This window comes from Microcoleus sp. B3-D7, from assembly GCF_036705305.1.
Classification (GTDB): domain Bacteria; phylum Cyanobacteriota; class Cyanobacteriia; order Cyanobacteriales; family Microcoleaceae; genus Microcoleus.
Map to the genome: position 1 here is coordinate 1 of NZ_JAUBUE010000029.1, position 16935 is coordinate 16935.

Genomic DNA, 16935 nt, shown 5'->3' on the forward strand with positions numbered 1-16935 from the left:
GGCTTTTTTAAGCTTCAAATGCTTGTCAATAATTTAACTCGTTCAATTTTTCAAAACCTCAATATCCCTTATGGCAAGTTTTCCTCTGCGTAGAGTGACAAAAGAGGGTTAAGTACGGGCGGATTCCTCTGTTCTCTTAATCATTCAACTTGGTGCAACACCCATAATAGAGCGCGAAAGCTAACACTCAAGAGTGAGCAATGACATTTTTATGTCATTTATGCCTCCAGGAATGACATTGGAATGACATCGAGCGAGTCCTCGTCTCCGCTGATGAGCCAAATCAGAGGGAGCGAAATCAAAGCGATCGAAATTAGATCGCTTCTGACCCAATTTTCCCGCTTATTCTACAGTCTGAGAAACTGGCCGACAGCCAGACAATATTGAGTGCAAATTGACGACGTTTCCGATTACTGCGATCGCAGGTGCTGCAAATCCGACCGCCTCAACTTGCTCTACAATTGTACCCAAAGTCCCGATCAATTCTTCTTGTTCCGGCCGCGTTCCCCAGCGCACTAACGCTATGGGCGTTTCTGCACTCAATCCTGCATCTGTTAACTGGCCGATAATGTAAGGCAAATTGTGGATTCCCATGTATACTACAATGGTTTCCGAGCCACGGGCGATCGCCTGCCAATTTACTTCCGGTCGATATTTTCCCGCTGATTCGTGACCGGTGACAAAGGTGACAGAGGAACTGTACGATCGATGTGTTAAAGGAATTCCCGCATAAGCAGGGGCCGCAATCCCAGAAGTTACACCGGGGACGACTTCTACTGAAACTCCAGCTTTTACCAACTCTTCCATTTCTTCGCCGCCGCGGCCGAAAATAAATGGATCGCCGCCTTTGAGACGAACTACGAGCGCATTATCTCCAGCTTTTTCTATCATTAGTTGAGTGGTTTCGTCCTGCATTAACGAGTGACGACCTTTGCGTTTTCCGGCATCAATTCGTTCTGCTTGGGGGTTGATTGCTGCCAAAATTTGAGGGCTGACTAAAGCGTCGTAAATCACCACATCCGCGCATTCTAACAGAGCTTTTCCCTTCAAAGTCATCAAACCCGGATCTCCGGGGCCCGCACCTACTAAATACACTTTTCCTAAAGACATTTTTCTTTCTTCCTTTACCTCTTCTTTGCCTCTGCGGTTCATTTTTGAATTAAATTCCCAATTAAGTCTGCTAATTGTACACTTGCGCCTAGAGGATTTGCGAGATGAAGTTCCGCCGCAGGAAATTGCTGCTTTAGCTGTGCGACATTTTTCGCGATCGCATCTGTAATTCCTCCATTAAATAAGAAGTATGGCACAATCCCTATTTGCTGCTGTCCACCACGAACCAAACTCTCAATTTGCTCTTCCAAACTCGGCTTTACCGACCAATAAGCTGTCAGCGCACCGAGTTGGCTGGCGATTTCCTCAACAATCGAGTTACCTCCGGGGCGACGGCTGCCGTGAGATAATAAAATCCATTTTGGCAATAGCAGATTGGGGAGAAAAGTCACCTCTTGCATCTGACTTTCTACCAATTTTGTTAAGCCTGCTTCCTGGGAACCTAAATGCGGGCGCAATTCAATTTTTAGCTTGTCACCAAAAGTTTTTTGGGCAATTTCCACCTCTGCGGGTATGTCTTCGGCGACGTGAACTCCCGGCAATAAAAATACAGGCAGGATTTGCAATTCTCTCAGTCCCAGCGACAGGGTACGTTCGCCAAAACTGCAAATTTGTTCGTGCAGCGGTGCGGGCCCAAGTTCTAAGGTGGCGGTTGCTACTGCGGGGAACGAGTCAGCCAAATTTTGAGACAGCAGTTGACCTAGGTTTTCCAAAGCTAGTTGGGGTCTGGGGTCGCGGCTGCCGTGAGAGACTAATAAATAGGTGGATGATCGCAATTTCAATATGGATTTGATGTTAATGTTCGATCGGGATTTCAAATAATTGTAACACCGTAGGGCGCGTGACTTGAAAAATACTCAACCCTCAACCGGAAGCTTCCGAGTCGCGCACCTCTAACAACTAAAGCAAAGTACCCAGCTTGAAAATTACTCAACACAGGGCTTAAATCTTCTAAGCCGCGCACCTTACAAAAGAAGGTGCGCGGCTTAAAATTTACTTAATAATGGGCTTAAATCTTCTAAGCCACACAATCTAAACAACTCTCAAATTAACCTTTGGGAGCGGGATCGGCAATGTATTGGAAAGTAGGTTCTGAGTTCCAAGGGCCGCGTTCATCCTTGCCATTTGTTGACAAGTTAAAGTAGAGATCCACAGTGGAATCTGGCGGAATATTACCGAACAGCGGATCGGTGAGTTTACCCAACGCTTCGAGAGCTTTCATGAACATTTCAGTGTGAGAAATTTCGCGAGTCAGCAGAAAGTGCAGGGTCTTTTTCGTTCCCATATCCGGTGCTAGTTTAATCAACTCTTCGTAGGTTTGGCGAGCTCCTGCTTCCGCACCGATATTAGCGCGTAAATCGCGCACTACATCGCCACCTTCGTTGACATAAGCACCCGTCCAAGCTTGACCTTGGCTATCAAGCAAGTGCGGACCTACACCGCGCACCGCAAACAAAGTGCTTTTATAAGCTTCTGTTTGGTCAACGTTTTTGGTGTGCATTTCGATGAGTTTGCCCACCATTTCTAAGTGGCTGAATTCTTCTATTGCAATATCTTGGAGCATATCCTTAATCCCTGCATCTTCACAGTGAAAGGACTGCACCCAGTATTGCAGAGCTGCTGTGAGTTCTCCGGTTGCTCCGCCAAACTGTTCTAGGAGCAATTGGGCAAAACGCGGGTTGGCTTCGTCTACTGTCACCGCAGCCATTAATTGTTTTTTGTGAAAAAACATGGATCGATACCTCTTTTAATTCTGTTGTTACAGTCTCTGGATTGCAGACTTGTAGCTGTGTTCACCTTCAGCATCCATTGTGCGACAAGCGATCGCACCGAACCTCGGTCGCTGGTTACATCTAGCGCGACAAATTTCTCTGCTTTCAGGTAGAGTTTAAAGTTAAAATTTTAGTTAGTTAGTCGGTATAAACATTACAATTTAGGAGCAGCATTATTGTCGCACTCGGTTAATTTTGCTGACAGGGCATCGAGATGCCGCAGCCACTGAATGCCGCCAACCCAACTGCGAGAGGGGAGGTGTCCGATTGGTGCTTGCTGACTAAATTTAATCTGCCCTAAAGTATTAGCAGAATTGTAGGTTTGCCAGTTGACCCGATCGCAAAATCTGATATAGTCTCCCTTAACGCTTTCATAAATCTGCTTTTGGACGCTGAAGCCAAACCGACCTTGACTGTAGCGCAACCAAAGGCGATCGAGTGTTTGCAAATCTTCGCAGGGAAGCTGGTAAATTTGGCTAATTTCTAGCTGAGTTCCCGGTTCCTGGGAAATAGATTGACACATCAGACCCCAAGTTTCGCGATCGGCTTCTTTCCACTTTTTGTTAGACAAAAAATCGCGCAGTTTGGTATAATCAACTCCCCGTGCAGAAATTAGGGTTGGCTTGATATTTGAAGTATTTGAAGTAACAGATAAGGAAAAATCTTCTGCACAATCGGCGACGGCATTGGTCGGTAAAATTAGAGAATCAGGAGTTTGTAGGGCGCTGAGATCGGTTGAGTTGCCGCTATTATCGAGAGCAGGAGCGATCAATTTTTGGGGCGAAAGCAAATTTTGATGGCGAATATCTAAAGCTGCTTGGATATCTTGCAAAACTTCCGCAGCAAAACTGTACCGCTGAGTGAGACGAGTTTGCAGCAATTTATCTAAAATTTCACCTAACTCGTCGCTAAGACTCGTGGCTTTGGGGAGAAACTCGCGCCACCACCAGCGCTCGTTGTCGCAGTCGTACATATCCAAGGGAGGAACTTGCGTCATTAGGCGAATGCAAGTAACACCTAAACTGTAAAGGTCGCTAGCAGGAAATACTTTGCCGCGCATTTGTTCGGGAGCTACATAATCTTGACTGCCGATGACCGTTGCTGGACGAAGCATAGCTGAATCAGTCAGCAGTTTGGCAATGCCGAAATCGATCAATACGAGTTTGTTGTCTGACTGTCGGCGGATAATATTTTCAGGTTTGATGTCGCGGTGAATGATGCGCTTGTCGTGGATAAATTGCAGCACGGGCAATAAGTCTTGCAGCAGTTGCCAAATTTGCTCTTCATCGTATACACTCTTGTCTAATTCTTGTTTAAGAGTCGATCCCTCTATAAACTCTTGAACTAAATAAATATGACCTTCTTGTTCAAAGCAGGCTAATAATGTAGGGATTTGCGGGTGTTTTCCTAGTTCGTCTAAACGGACGCCTTCTTGCCGAAATAATTCAACGGCTTTGTTGAAAATTTCGGGGTCACGGTCGTAAAAATAAAATTGCTTGACTGCACAGGGGGGTAGAGATGGGATGTCTTCATCAATTGCTAGAAAAGTTTTACCAAATCCGCCTCTACCTAAAAGTTCAATCGGGCGATATCGCTGTCTCAGCACCAGGTTAAAGCCGCAGTTTAAGCAAAATTGTGCGGCGTTGGAGTTCTGAGGATTTTGACATTCAGGGTTCACACAGTAGCTCATATCGATTTTAGATTTTAGATTTTAAATTTTAGATTGCGGACAAGACTTTTTTTTAAACGAACCGCGCAGACGCGAAGCGGCGCGAAGGAATAGGGAAGAGAGAAGAGAGAGAAAAGGGATGGTGGAAAACTCATGCGGTGTGGGATAAGCTGTCCCGCTTCGGGCGTTGTATTTTTCGGGCGGGCGGGACACCCCACAAGCATTTCATCTGAGATGTTGCCCCATTCTCAATAAGGCTTTTAGGGGCGGGCTAGAAGATCCCACCCTAAAAGAAATTCATTCTTTGTGGAACAGGCATCTTGCCTGTTCTTAAAAATGGTGCCAGAGGTGAGTTTTATCAAACAGGACTGTAAAATGTAGATGCGCCTGGGCTGATAAGGCTATTTTAATGCGCTAGATCGAATCGGGAGGCTGCCAAAGCTACCGAACCCAGGCCGCATGACTGCTGGGGGCGAGATAATTGCCGATCGCACAGGCCGATCGCCCAGAGCGAAAATTGTGCTATAGTCTTACTGTGCATGGAACTTGAGGCACAATCGATCTGTCCGGTTCAGGGACGCTCAGAAATATTTCAAAATATTTTTGCCCTACCCCTAGACTTGTGCTGAGATCTGATGCTATAGTTAAAACTGATACGGCGAGCGTAGCCAAGTGGTTAAGGCAGTGGTTTGTGGTACCACCATTCGTGGGTTCAAGTCCCATCGTTCGCCCTTTTGATTCTAAAGTGTTTAATACGATCGCCCGTCGCCTGTACGGTAATTTGCGATGGTCGTAGGGTGTGCAATGCACACCTTAGTTTTTATTGGGATGTCGCGGTTCTGTCGCCACAAGTTCCGATGTGCTAATCTTAAATCCAATCTAAAATCTAAAATCTAACATCTAACATCAAAATATGCCATCTTTAGTAACAGAAGATTGGGGATATAAATTTAGTGGCGATCGCACAATTAATAAGTTTATTCTGGATATAGAAGGAGAAGGGGCTTTAGGGAAATATTGCGATTGGGAATGCAAAGAGCGTGCGGAAATTCTGATGTCGGAGATAGCTGGCAAATCCCACAATCTTTTCTACGTCCGTCGCCAAAAGGTAAATGAGAGATTTTCTGAAGAAGAAATCTGGGAATTACTCCTTGCTACGGATGGAGATGATTTTGAATTACCCCAATTGTTGCAAAAAGCCGATCGCACTTTGCGGTTGTTAGCAACTGTACGCTGTGAAGACGGAATTGGCGGTTTAAAACTGCTGGATGCTGGTTTGGTGGCGGTTCCCAGAGGTAGGAAAGATGGGTATGCTTTGCCGGTTCAGTTGCGACTTTTGGCTAACAGTCGATCGCCAATTCCTCTAAAGTCGATCGCCCGCGTCCAACAAATGCCTTTTTGGGACGACAGACACATACCGACTACCGAACAACTAAAAGTTTGGCATACTTTTTTAAATGTAGAAAAACGCATCGCGGAAGCGCGTCAATTTTGTGTACCTTTCCGAGGACACAATTACGGTTCCGGCTTCAAAATCGTCACTTTTGAAATCGATCGTAATTCCGCAACTCTTGACGGCTACGAGGAAAATTTCTTAGAATTGACCGACTTTCGCGACAGGCTAAAAAAGGCGCGAAATGAAGAAATTATTCTATTTGATTCGCCGCCCGGAAGCAGAAGCAGCCGCGATGGAGAGACATTGGGTAGCATCGCTGAAATTGACTTTGAACATGGTAAATTACGGATTAAGTTAGATGTTGATTTAGGATATCGCATGGCGGGCGGCAGATATCAACTGCCCAAACAAGGATTCTTATATTTTGAGGCTGCGGGCGATATTAGTCAGATCGAACGCAAGAAAAAAGCTTTAAAAATGCTGACAGACGGGCGCGCTCAAAATCCCTATTTGAGTGAGTTTTTATTCGATGCTTCTCAGGCGAGACTGCCTGAAAAAATGATTAAATTGGATCGGGAAAAATTATTAAATCGCAATGCTAATGACGACCAACTTGCCGCTGTAGAAACGGTGCTTTCGGCACGGGATTTAATTTTGATTCAAGGCCCGCCGGGAACTGGCAAAACGACTGTGATTGCAGAGATTTGCTATCAAATTGCCAGTCAGGGCGGCAAAACGCTCATTGCTTCCCAAGCAAATTTGGCTGTAGACAATGCTTTGAGTCGGTTAGTACACAATCCGGCGATTCGGGCTTTGCGGAAGGGAAAAGCTCATAAGGTGCAGGAAGAAGGGCAGCCGTTTTTAGAGGAAAATGCGATCGGCACTTGGCTGCAAAATACGGCGACTGACTGCGAAGAAAAGCTCTCGCAGCGCCTGACTAATGTCAAATCTTTGCGGCAGTTGGTGGCAGAATCAGAGCGATTTACCGCCTACTGGGCAGCAGAGAAAGATTTTTTTAATGAACTAAAACACCTGCATGACAGTCAAGCAAATATTGAGGAAAAGTGCAACCAGCAAGCAGCAGCTTATGAAAAGATTTTAACAGAAAAAAGCGATATTGAATCTCTAGTTAGCGGGCTAGGAAATTTGCTGGATGCGCCGAATGTCAACTGGGAATCTCCAGAAGTTGCCGAGTTTATGCCCAGACTAAAACCTTATTCAGAAGGCAATGTTTTAGTAGAAAACTTTATGGCAAATGTTCGCATTGCCACCAGCTATGCTACTCAAATCGGCTTCGATCGCCCTGCTTGCGGCGCGTTTGGAATTGCGGTTTGGTTGCAGGAAACTGTAGCAGGGCAAATATCGGAATTTAAGACGGCATTCGATCGCGCTGATGATGTTTGTCACGCTATGTCGGCGGTTGCGGAGTCGTTGCGGGTGTCGCGGCAGATGTCGGAGGCTGTGAATCAACTCGAATTGGGCGATCGGCAAAATCAGACACACCGCCACAATCTCGAACAGAAAATCAAGAATTTGGAATTGCGAAAAGCGGAAATTGCAGCCGTTGTCGTCGCCGTTGCACAGTGGATCGAGACAGCGGATACGGGACTTTATGAAGTCGTGAAAACTTGCTGGGAAACGGGCGCAATGCTCACGGATGATATGGTAGGATTGCCACCAGGATTGCTGAAAATTGGCCGATCGCTCAAATTGCCGATCGTGCCGTCCAAATGCAAAATCAATTTGCCCGATTTGGAGCGGTTGCAAAAGGCGATATCCCACGAAGAAAGCGCAGGTTTTAAGGACATACAAGGGCAACAGTTCCGGTTTAGCGAGTTTCTGCACCTAAATTTGAGTCAAACGCCGATCGTGCTCTCTGCGGGCGATCGTACACAGTGGCAACAACTCGCCAAAGACTTCGCCAGCTATTCCCAAGTCAGCCAAAGTCAACGCAAATTTATCATCGAGAAAGCTCGTACTTTCTTAGGCAGCATTCAACAATTTTATAGTGAATCCTTGCATCCAAATCATATCCAGGCTACCTTCGATCGCCTAGTCAAAGAATTGCTGCACAGTATCCTCGCCAATGCGCGTCAGTGCGTGGTTCCTCTGAAAACAGAAACCGAACAGCAGCTTATCAAACAGCAACAATTATTAGATAAAATCGGTCAAACATTGAACCAGCAGCAAATATCCGCCGCTAAACTTCAGGTAGAAACAGCGCAGCAAGAGGCTAACTTAAAAATTAGCGAAGTTACTAATTTGTTGCAAGCAATTGTCCAACAGCCAAATGTACCTGAAAAGTTGCGGATTTTATCCGAACAATATCTCGCCCAAAAATCGAATATTTGGGAGCAACCGCAGCAGTTTGTCAAGCAAGTTGATGCTTGGAAATCCAGCACGATTCAGCTTGAAAAATCCATTGCCGATCTAGACCCTTTTGAGGTTTTGGAGACCATCAAAAACACTCTTGACGAGCATTTATCTCCGCTGCAAACTGCGGCTGCAACTTTGCAGCAACAACTCGCCGAACTTCAAACAGAATTGAGCGAAATTACTGCTCAACTGCAACAGCAGCAACCGACAGCAGCATTACTTGTTGAGAGAAATTGGTGGGAGTCAGCATGGCAAACTATCCCGACCCAATATCAGCCAGAAGTTCCGAATACAGGATTATTCACCGTAGCTTTTTTAAACAAAATTAAGCGTTTATTCAAAACTTGGGAGCGGAAATTAGAACAAGAAGAAACAGCCCTAAATCGTTCTCAAAAGTTTGTGACAGATTGGATTCAAAAACTTCGCAATCCATCAGAAAAAGACCGCAACGATTTAAAGCAAATTTATATTGACAATGCCAACGTTATCGGCATTACTTGCGTGCAAGCTGCTAGCTTCGATTTTACTAAAAACTTTCCCAGCTTTGATGCAGTTATCATTGACGAAGTTAGCAAATGCACTCCCCCAGAGTTATTAATTCCCGCTTTGAAAGGCAGAAAGTTAGTATTAGTGGGCGATCACAGGCAATTGCCGCCGATGTTTAATCAAAGTACGATCGACGATATTGCCGAAGACATCGGCTGTACCGGAGACGAACTTAACTTTATCAAAGAATCGCTGTTCAAAGTTTTGTTTGAAAATGCCAGCGACAGCATCAAAAAAATGCTGACAACTCAGTATCGAATGCACCCACAAATCATGGGCGCCATCAATCAGTTTTACCAGCAAAAACTCAACTGTGGCATTCAGGAAGCTGACACCAAGCGCGCTCACAACCTGGCAGGTAGAATCATTCAAGAAAACAATCACATTCTGTGGGTGAAAACGCCCATCGGACAAGGATTTGAAGAAGAAAAACAGGGTACTTCGCGGTTGAATGTCAAGGAAATTGATGCGATCGAGCGTTTGTGCGAACAAATGGAGACAGCTTGGCAGCCCAAAGTTGCTGACGGTGAACCGCCGAAAGAAATCGGAATTATCACTTTTTATGCTGCTCAATTAAATGCAATTAAAGACAGAATCGAAGGCGAAAGATTCCCTGCTTTGAGCATCCGCACTGGTACAGTTGACATATTTCAAGGCATGGAAAGACCTGTAATTATTGTCAGCACAGTGTGCAATAATGTTAGGGGCGATATTGGATTTGCTAAGGAACCGGAACGGGTGAATGTGGCATTTTCCCGCGCTCAAGAATTGCTGGTAGTTGTCGGTTGCCACGATTTATTTACTCAACAAACAGGTACAGTGGGAAAAATGTATCAGGAAGTTTCAAAAACGGTGCGTCACTGCGGAGGTTTTGTAGATGTTTCTAGCGTCCTCAACTAAACCCATAGACTCAAATTTAAGTTCGCTAGCCGAACAGATTGAGCAACAAAATCCGGGTTTGTCAGTGTTGGCGGCGCGTCAATTCCGCTTTGCAATCCGCCAAACTCCCCTGGAGGTGGCGATTAGCGAACCGCGCGAGTTTAACGTGTTGGAAGAGTTCATTTTGCGGGCGGGTGTTGAGTTTGAACCTGCGCCAACTTTGAAGGAATTGGCGGATTTGCTGGGGTTAGACGAGATTTTTGTGAAGACTACGGCGGCGACTCTGGTTAGTTTGGAAAGCTTGGAGGTGGCTGAAAATGGAAAAATTGCGATCGCCCCGCAAGGTAGAGATTTTTTCGAGAAAGGTGCAGTTAGTCGATCGCAAATTCAATCAATTTATGCCATTTCCGATTCGCTTAATCAAACTCTTACCTTTAAATTCGATGCTTTAGCGACAGAATCGGTCAACTTGCCAGATTTAGCAGATTTAGTCTCGCTCGAACATAAAATTAGCGACCTTGCGAATTTAAGTCTAGCAGAAATCCAGCCGTTAATTCAAGCTTCCGGCTTAGGAATTCACGTCCCCGAAAACGGCAAAATTGTCTCTGCTTGCGATGTCGTCGGCGACGATTTAGATATTTGGCAAACAGTTTCGATTTTTGTGTTGCTAGATGCGAGCGAAAATAAAACTACTATTCAAGTCAGACAGGGAAAGCAAATATTAGAAACAGCTTCAAACTTGCTAAACGAACTTGAATCGCAACAAAAACTTTCCTTGAACGACTTGTGTGAAGTAACCCCAGACATCGCACAGCAAGAATCCGAGACCATCCCAGTCCAGAAAACTCCTAAAAAGCCGTCTAAGAAGAAACGGAAGGAAACGATATGATGAGGACTAAAGTTCTGATTGCGAACTGGTTTGTAGTAAGGACTAAAGTCCTGATTAACTGATATCTTGCACTATTCTCAATTACTTGTTTAGGAACGGGCAAGATGCCCGTTTCACAATAAAATCAACTTTTGTGGAACGGGCATCTTGCCCGTTCTTGACAAGAGTACAACATATAACTATTAACCAACAAATGAGGTAATTGTGCAATATACTTAGATTCCCAACTTCTTGAAGAAGTCGGGGAGCTAATTCGCCCTACTGAGCCTTAACGCATTTCAGCATCCGCCAAGTAGCCGCCGCCGCATAATTCCGCTTTGCAGAATCATCGAAAGCAAACCAATCGCCAATTTCCTTAAAAGCGGCAGAAACAGAACAATAAGAAAGAAGACATTTGAGCAAAAATAGAAGCAGCCCAATAATTCTGAGTGTCTGAAAAAGTTTTAGACGGCTCTTTAGCAACTAAATCCCGGTTCATTCCCCGCGCCGACAAACCAAATTCCGCCGCTCGAAGGCGCACCGCCATCAATTCAGCGCGAGTGACGGACTGCGTAGGTTTAAAAGTTCCATCTTGATAACCGCTAACTATCTTGTTTTCCCGCGCAAATAGAACTTTTCAGGCACTCCAGCGGAGAATATCAACATCGCTATAGGGACGGATAGAAACATTGCTAGGAAATGTGATATAGCATCTTGTATTCCTTTCCAGGATTCCAATACTAAAGATACCAATTGCTCTCTGGTAACAGGAAGTTGCAGTCGAAAGGTATTATTTTGAGAAAACCGGGCTACAAATCCAAAGCCCACAGCTTCTTTAATTTCGGAAGCGTAGATATCATCGGTAGCTATCTCCGAATTGTAGAAAAGCCAGTATGGCCTACGGTATTGGTATTTCCTGCGGTATTGTCTGCGGTATTGGTATTTCCTGCGGTATTGGCTGCGGTATTGGCTGCGGTATTGGCTGCGGTGATGGCTGCGGTGATGGCTGCGGTATTGGTATTGGTATTGGCTGCGGTATTGGCTGCGGTATTGCTTCGGTATTGCCTCCGGTATTGCCTCCGGTATTGCCAATTTCTTCCGGTGCGGATTGATTGGTAGTGAAATAAAAGTGACCTAATGTGCGACCTTGATAAGCTCTTTTACTCAATCGCCAAGCAGGATCGAGAGTGATTTTCATGAAGTCGTTAACATCGCCGTTTGTGCGACCGATAATCACCGATTTACCTTGGTAATCTACCGGAGTTCCAATTAGTAGAACATTGCCATCAACAGTTTCCAAAGTTAGGGTGTATTTTAATGCTAAATCGGTGCCTGCCATGCGAATTGAAAAGCCGTTGCTGTCAGTTGCGCGGCCACAAATACCGGTGAAATCAAAACTAACTAATAAGGGATCGACTTTCACGGGATTAGAGCCACTTTCGCTCCAGCATTTTCGCTTGTCAGATACTTGTTCTAGAATTAGCAATTGGTAGCCACCGGAAGGGCGGGGTTGGGCGATGACAATTACTCGGTCTTGGTTAATGTCGGTTTCGTCAAAAGTAAATGCTTTAGCCGAACCGATCGCGCCAAGTGTTAAAATTGCTGAACCTGCCAGTGCGGCTAGTGTTCGTGCCAATGAATGTTTCATGATTTTTCCCTATTGGCTCCTTATTGTGATGAGACTTATCTAGAATATAAAAAATTCGCCCTCTTCCAACAACAAGATAGAATTTTACCATCTCTTGTTCCGGTGGTACCAAGTGCGATCGATCGGCGATCGTCACCTTGGTTCCTAGTGAGAACTAAAGTCCGAGCGAATTTTTATCAGGACTTGAGTCCTCACTACAAAGTTATAACCGTTATTTTAGCGAGGAACTTGATAAGCTGTTCGGCCTCTAAATTCTATTTTCCGGCGGGCGGGACGCCCACTCCACAATAATTTAAGGGAAGTTGACAGTAAAATTGGCATGAGCCTGGGCTTATTACTTGCGAGAAACGATCGCACTCTTCACAAAAAAAACGGTGCGTTACACTTGGTTAACGCACCCTAAAACAAACATTCAAAAAGTCTCTTTGCCCTCTAGCGGAACATACTGCTAACAGAACTATCTTCGTGAATCCGCCAAATAGTTTCTCCCAGCAAATTGGCTACCGAAAGCACCGTCAACTGCTTAAAACGGTTCTCTTCAGGCACAGGAATTGTATTCGTAACAATTACCTCTTCCAAAATCCCGCTAGACAAGCGCTCGATCGCCGGAGGCGAAAACACCGCATGAGTAGCACAAGCATAAACCTGCCTCGCACCCTCGCGGCGCAACAATCTCGCACCTTCAGAAATCGTGCCGGCAGTATCGATCATGTCGTCCACCAACACAGCAGTTTTGCCCCTGACATCACCGATAAGATTCATCACTTCTGCCACGTTGTGAGCTTGGCGGCGCTTGTCAATAATTGCCAGGGGAGCATCACCAAGCTTTTTGGCAAAAGCTCTCGCCCTAGCGACTCCGCCAACATCCGGCGAAACCACAACAATATCCGTCAATTGCTTGCTCGCCAGATAATCCAAAAGCACCGGCGAACCGTAAACGTGATCGAAAGGAATGTCAAAATAACCTTGAATCTGAGCTGAGTGCAAATCCATCGCCAAAATGCGACCGGCCCCAGCTTCCGTAATCAAATTAGCCACTAATTTTGCAGTAATCGACTCTCTTCCGGCCGTTTTGCGGTCAGCCCTAGCATATCCGTAATAGGGGATGACGGCAGTAATTTGTCTGGCCGAAGCGCGGCGACAAGCATCGATCATAATTAACAATTCCATGAGGCGATCGTTTACCGGACAGCAAGTTGGCTGAATCAAGTAAACATCGCAACCCCGAATTGATTCTTGAATTTGAACGTAGAGTTCCCCATCAGCAAACCGCTTGCGAACCATCGGCCCCAAATCGATCCCCAGATAGCGAGCCACCTCTTGGGCGAGAGGAACATTAGCAGAACCGGAGAACAGCCGCAGACGGTCATGAGCGGAAACCGGCGGCTCGGGAAGCGGAAGCGGTAAAGTAGCAGAACGGATCACAGCAGGCCTCTTGCAGGACGTTTATTCCATCGCTATCTTACCATCTGAAACTAGAAATATTCAGCCAATTTTTTAATAGATTTAACATTCGGGGCGGCCACAAGTGTGAAGTTAGGCGAATTGAATAGGACTTGCAGAAATATGTCCAACAAATCCGCTTTCTACCCCACATTCGGTATCCTTAACGGTCACAATCGGTTTTTACTTATTTTTATCCAGCAATAAAACTATGAATTATACTTGAATACCGTACATTAACGGATAACCAACTTTTTAAAGGCATAATATATTACTGTAAAGATAGAGTCTTCTGCGTAATTATGCTGTATAACACCCCAGGGTGTGGAATGTGGGTTGTAGCGAACTCTGTACTGGCAGAAGTACGATCGCACTTGTGTCCCTGCGTCTAAAAGTTTTGGCGTGAGTCAATTTGGGGCCGAGGCTGGAAGTCTAGCCGCCCAAAATTCAGCCGAAGGCCGAAGGCATCCGGGTTCAATGCGATAAAAATGCCACCAACAGGCAATAAACTTGAAAAATACTGTAAAAAAAGTTAAGAATCGGAAGCATACTCCAGATTTTTGATATCGGGCAAAGCAAGGTAGAAATCGATGAGCTTAAGAGAACGCATTGACGAAGAAATCAAAGCAGCCATGAAGTCCAAGGACAAAGTTCGCTTGGAAACAGTTCGCGGCATCAAGAAATTTATTCTCGAAAAAGAAGTCAGCCTTCGTCCCTCCGGCCAAGAGACGCTGACAGAAGCTCAAGAAATGGAAATTTTGATGCAAATAGCCAAACAGCGCCGGGATTCGATCGAACAATACCGCAAAGGTGGCCGCGAAGATTTAGTGGCACAAGAGGAGGCGGAGTTGGCAATTGTTGAAGAGTATTTGCCGCCGCAGATGTCAGACGAAGAGGTGAGTCAAGTCGTTGACGAAGTGATTGCTTCGGTTGGCGCTACTTCTGCAAAAGATATGGGCAAGGTGATGGGCAAGGCAATGCAGCAGCTTAAAGGCAAAGCAGACGGTAACAGAATTCAAGACATGGTGAAAGCAAAGCTTAACAGTTGACAGTTGACAGTTGACAGTTGACAGTTGGCAGTTGACAGTAGTCATTAGTCAGTAGTCAGTAGTCAGTAGACATCTCCCATAAATAATCTCAAGCTTTATAGAGATGTATGGCTTAGGCCGAGGGGCGACAATTTATTAGGGCTAAGGCCAAAAAACCCGGTTTCTACGAAAAATCGTGCATTTCTCCCTTGAGATATTGACGCAGAAACCGGGTTTTCGAGCGGATTGGCGGGTTGCAAGCTGTGTATTTTCCTGAAAAAACCCGGTTTCTGAGCATCCTTGCGTCCAAGAATGTCAAAAAAATGTAAAATACTAACTTTGGTCGGGACTGGGGACTACAGATAGTGAAGTATGCTCAAGAGCATTAAAGACATAGCATTACTAAGTCTGTGAGCGATCGTCTATTTTTTAACAGTTTTTACTTAAACTTATGCAGCCACCTATTGCTATTGGAACTCTCCTACAAAACCGCTACCGCTTGGTGAATATTTTAGGTCAAGGAGGATTTGGCCGGACTTATTTAGTAGAAGATTTGGGACGGTTTCAAGAACGCTGCGCCCTGAAGGAATTGATCCCAGTGCAAAGCGGGCCTTACGTTTTGGAAAAATCGAAGGAATTGTTTCAAAGAGAGGCGGCAATACTTTACCAAATTGGGCACCCGCAAATTCCCCAGTTTCGGGCAATATTTGAAGAGAACCAGCGTTTGTTTTTAGTGCAGGATTACGTGGAAGGGATGACTTACCGCGAACTGCTGCTCGATCGAACTTCAAATGGTCGCGCCTTCAGTGAAGCCGAAGTCTTGGTATTTATCCGGCAAATGCTGCCGGTACTGGCTCACATCCACGCCCGCGGCATCATCCACCGCGACATCTCCCCAGAAAATATCATCCGCAGGGAAAACGACCAAATGCCGGTGCTGATTGACTTTGGAGTGGTGAAGGAACTCGCCACCAAAGTCCAGTCTCCCGAAGGAACAGCCCACGCGACAACTGTCGGCAAAATCGGCTACGCGCCGATGGAACAGTTGCACAGCGGGCGGGCCACTGCCAGCAGCGACCTCTACGCTTTAGCTGTAACGGCGATCGTCCTGCTGACAGGCAAAGAACCGCAGGAATTGCTCGATCAAACAACGCTGCAGTGGAATTGGCAGCAGCAAGCGCAGGTGAGCACGGGTTTGGCTTTGGTGCTGAATCGGATGTTGAGCCGGTCTCCGGGCGATCGATATCAATCTGTCAGCGAAGTTGCCCAAGCACTCGACGCCCAAACTAATCCTAAGCCCAGCCAGCCAACTGTACCGCCCGCGCCAGCAGTGGTGCCGACAAACCCTTCGCTAATAGCAACGGTGGCCGTGGGCAGACCGCCCGAGCCAGCCGCCCCGAGTTCCCCCCCGCCAAACCAGCCAGACCCGTTAAGTGAGCCTGCTGGCGACACTTTTTGGGACAATCCCATCGCTGCGATCGGACTGCTGGCGGGCTTAGTAATCTTGACTGGCTTCGGTTCCTGGGCCTTAGTAGGCTCATTTCTCAACAATTCGCGCCCCAAACCCACTCCGACACCGCCAGCACTTACAAGTCCGACGCCCACACTAACTCCGATACCAAACCCGCTACCTTTGCCAACCCCAACCCCGCAACCTTTACCAACCCCAACCCCGCAACCTTTGCCGGAACCGAGCCCAGAACCTTTGCCGGAACCAACCCTAGAACCTTTGCCGGAACCGAGCCCAGAACCTTTGCCGGAACCGGACCCAGAACCTTTGCCGGAACCGAGCCCAGAACCTTTGCCAGAACCAAGCCCAGAACCAAGCCCAGCGCCAACTCCGACACCAAAACCGACGCCCGCGCCGACTCCCGCGCCCAAACCGACGCCCAAACCGACGCCCGCACCAACTCCCGCACCCAAACCGACGCCCGCGCCGTCGCCAACACCAGCACCAACACCCGCGCCAGCTCCTGCACCGTCGCCGGAACCGGCCCCAACACCCGCACCGTCGCCGGAACCGGCCCCAACACCCGCACCGTCGCCGGAACCGGCCCCAACTCCTGCACCGTCGCCGGAACCCGAACCGGAACCCGCGCCGGAACCGGAACCAGCACCAACACCCGCACCATCGCCGGAACTCTAAACTTCTGGCAAAATTCCCCTAGACTGAGGTTGAGGCCAATTATTTGTTAGCTTT

Annotated in this window: 11 protein-coding genes and 1 tRNA gene; 5 read left to right on the forward strand and 7 right to left on the reverse strand. The window is 46.6% G+C overall.

Annotated features, from left to right (window positions below):
• Positions 1-342: 342 nt before the first annotated feature.
• The 4 genes from cobA to QUB25_RS19005 all read right to left on the reverse strand — a co-directional run bounded on the left by cobA (position 343) and on the right by QUB25_RS19005 (position 4572).
• Complete coding sequence (cobA, locus tag QUB25_RS18990) at positions 343-1152, reverse strand: uroporphyrinogen-III C-methyltransferase (RefSeq protein ID WP_333185104.1); 810 nt, start codon at positions 1150-1152, stop codon at positions 343-345.
• Positions 1149-1892: a sirohydrochlorin chelatase gene (locus QUB25_RS18995; protein ID WP_333185106.1), complete on the reverse strand. Its 744-nt coding sequence runs from the start codon at positions 1890-1892 to the stop codon at positions 1149-1151. Before QUB25_RS18995 ends, cobA begins: the two co-directional genes overlap by 4 nt.
• Positions 1893-2158: 266 nt before the next feature.
• The gene (locus QUB25_RS19000) at positions 2159-2842 is read right to left on the reverse strand and encodes a manganese catalase family protein (RefSeq protein WP_333036883.1); all 684 of its coding nucleotides are present in this window, start codon (positions 2840-2842) and stop codon (positions 2159-2161) included.
• Positions 2843-3036: 194 nt separating this feature from the next.
• On the reverse strand, positions 3037-4572 hold the full coding sequence (locus QUB25_RS19005) for a serine/threonine-protein kinase (RefSeq protein WP_333185108.1): 1536 nt from the start codon (positions 4570-4572) through the stop codon (positions 3037-3039).
• Between the two features lie 637 nt (positions 4573-5209).
• Here QUB25_RS19005 and QUB25_RS19010 point away from each other — a divergent pair.
• The 3 genes from QUB25_RS19010 to QUB25_RS19020 all read left to right on the forward strand — a co-directional run bounded on the left by QUB25_RS19010 (position 5210) and on the right by QUB25_RS19020 (position 10637).
• Positions 5210-5282, forward strand: a tRNA-His gene (locus tag QUB25_RS19010).
• A gap of 182 nt (positions 5283-5464) precedes the next feature.
• Positions 5465-9769: an AAA domain-containing protein gene (locus tag QUB25_RS19015; RefSeq protein ID WP_333185110.1), complete on the forward strand. Its 4305-nt coding sequence runs from the start codon at positions 5465-5467 to the stop codon at positions 9767-9769.
• Positions 9747-10637 (forward strand): hypothetical protein, encoded by an 891-nt coding sequence (locus tag QUB25_RS19020; RefSeq protein WP_333185112.1) that lies wholly within the window; start codon positions 9747-9749, stop codon positions 10635-10637. The genes QUB25_RS19015 and QUB25_RS19020 overlap by 23 nt, the downstream gene beginning before the upstream one ends.
• 355 nt (positions 10638-10992) lie before the next feature.
• On the opposite strand, the gene QUB25_RS19025 is transcribed toward QUB25_RS19020, so the two are convergent.
• The 3 genes from QUB25_RS19025 to QUB25_RS19035 all read right to left on the reverse strand — a co-directional run bounded on the left by QUB25_RS19025 (position 10993) and on the right by QUB25_RS19035 (position 13689).
• Positions 10993-11226: an S-layer homology domain-containing protein gene (locus tag QUB25_RS19025; protein ID WP_333185202.1), complete on the reverse strand. Its 234-nt coding sequence runs from the start codon at positions 11224-11226 to the stop codon at positions 10993-10995.
• Positions 11227-11514: 288 nt separating this feature from the next.
• The gene (locus tag QUB25_RS19030; RefSeq protein WP_333185114.1) at positions 11515-12264 is read right to left on the reverse strand and encodes a DUF3747 domain-containing protein; all 750 of its coding nucleotides are present in this window, start codon (positions 12262-12264) and stop codon (positions 11515-11517) included.
• Between the two features lie 432 nt (positions 12265-12696).
• Positions 12697-13689 (reverse strand): ribose-phosphate pyrophosphokinase, encoded by a 993-nt coding sequence (locus QUB25_RS19035; protein ID WP_190734335.1) that lies wholly within the window; start codon positions 13687-13689, stop codon positions 12697-12699.
• A 608-nt stretch (positions 13690-14297) separates the two neighbouring features.
• Between QUB25_RS19035 and QUB25_RS19040 the strand changes: the two genes are divergently transcribed.
• Entirely contained in the window at positions 14298-14756 is a 459-nt protein-coding gene (locus tag QUB25_RS19040; protein WP_006635515.1) for a GatB/YqeY domain-containing protein, read from the forward strand.
• A gap of 430 nt (positions 14757-15186) precedes the next feature.
• Positions 15187-16881, forward strand: coding sequence for a serine/threonine-protein kinase (locus tag QUB25_RS19045; RefSeq protein WP_333185116.1), 1695 nt, complete (start codon positions 15187-15189; stop codon positions 16879-16881).
• Positions 16882-16935 lie beyond the last annotated feature (54 nt).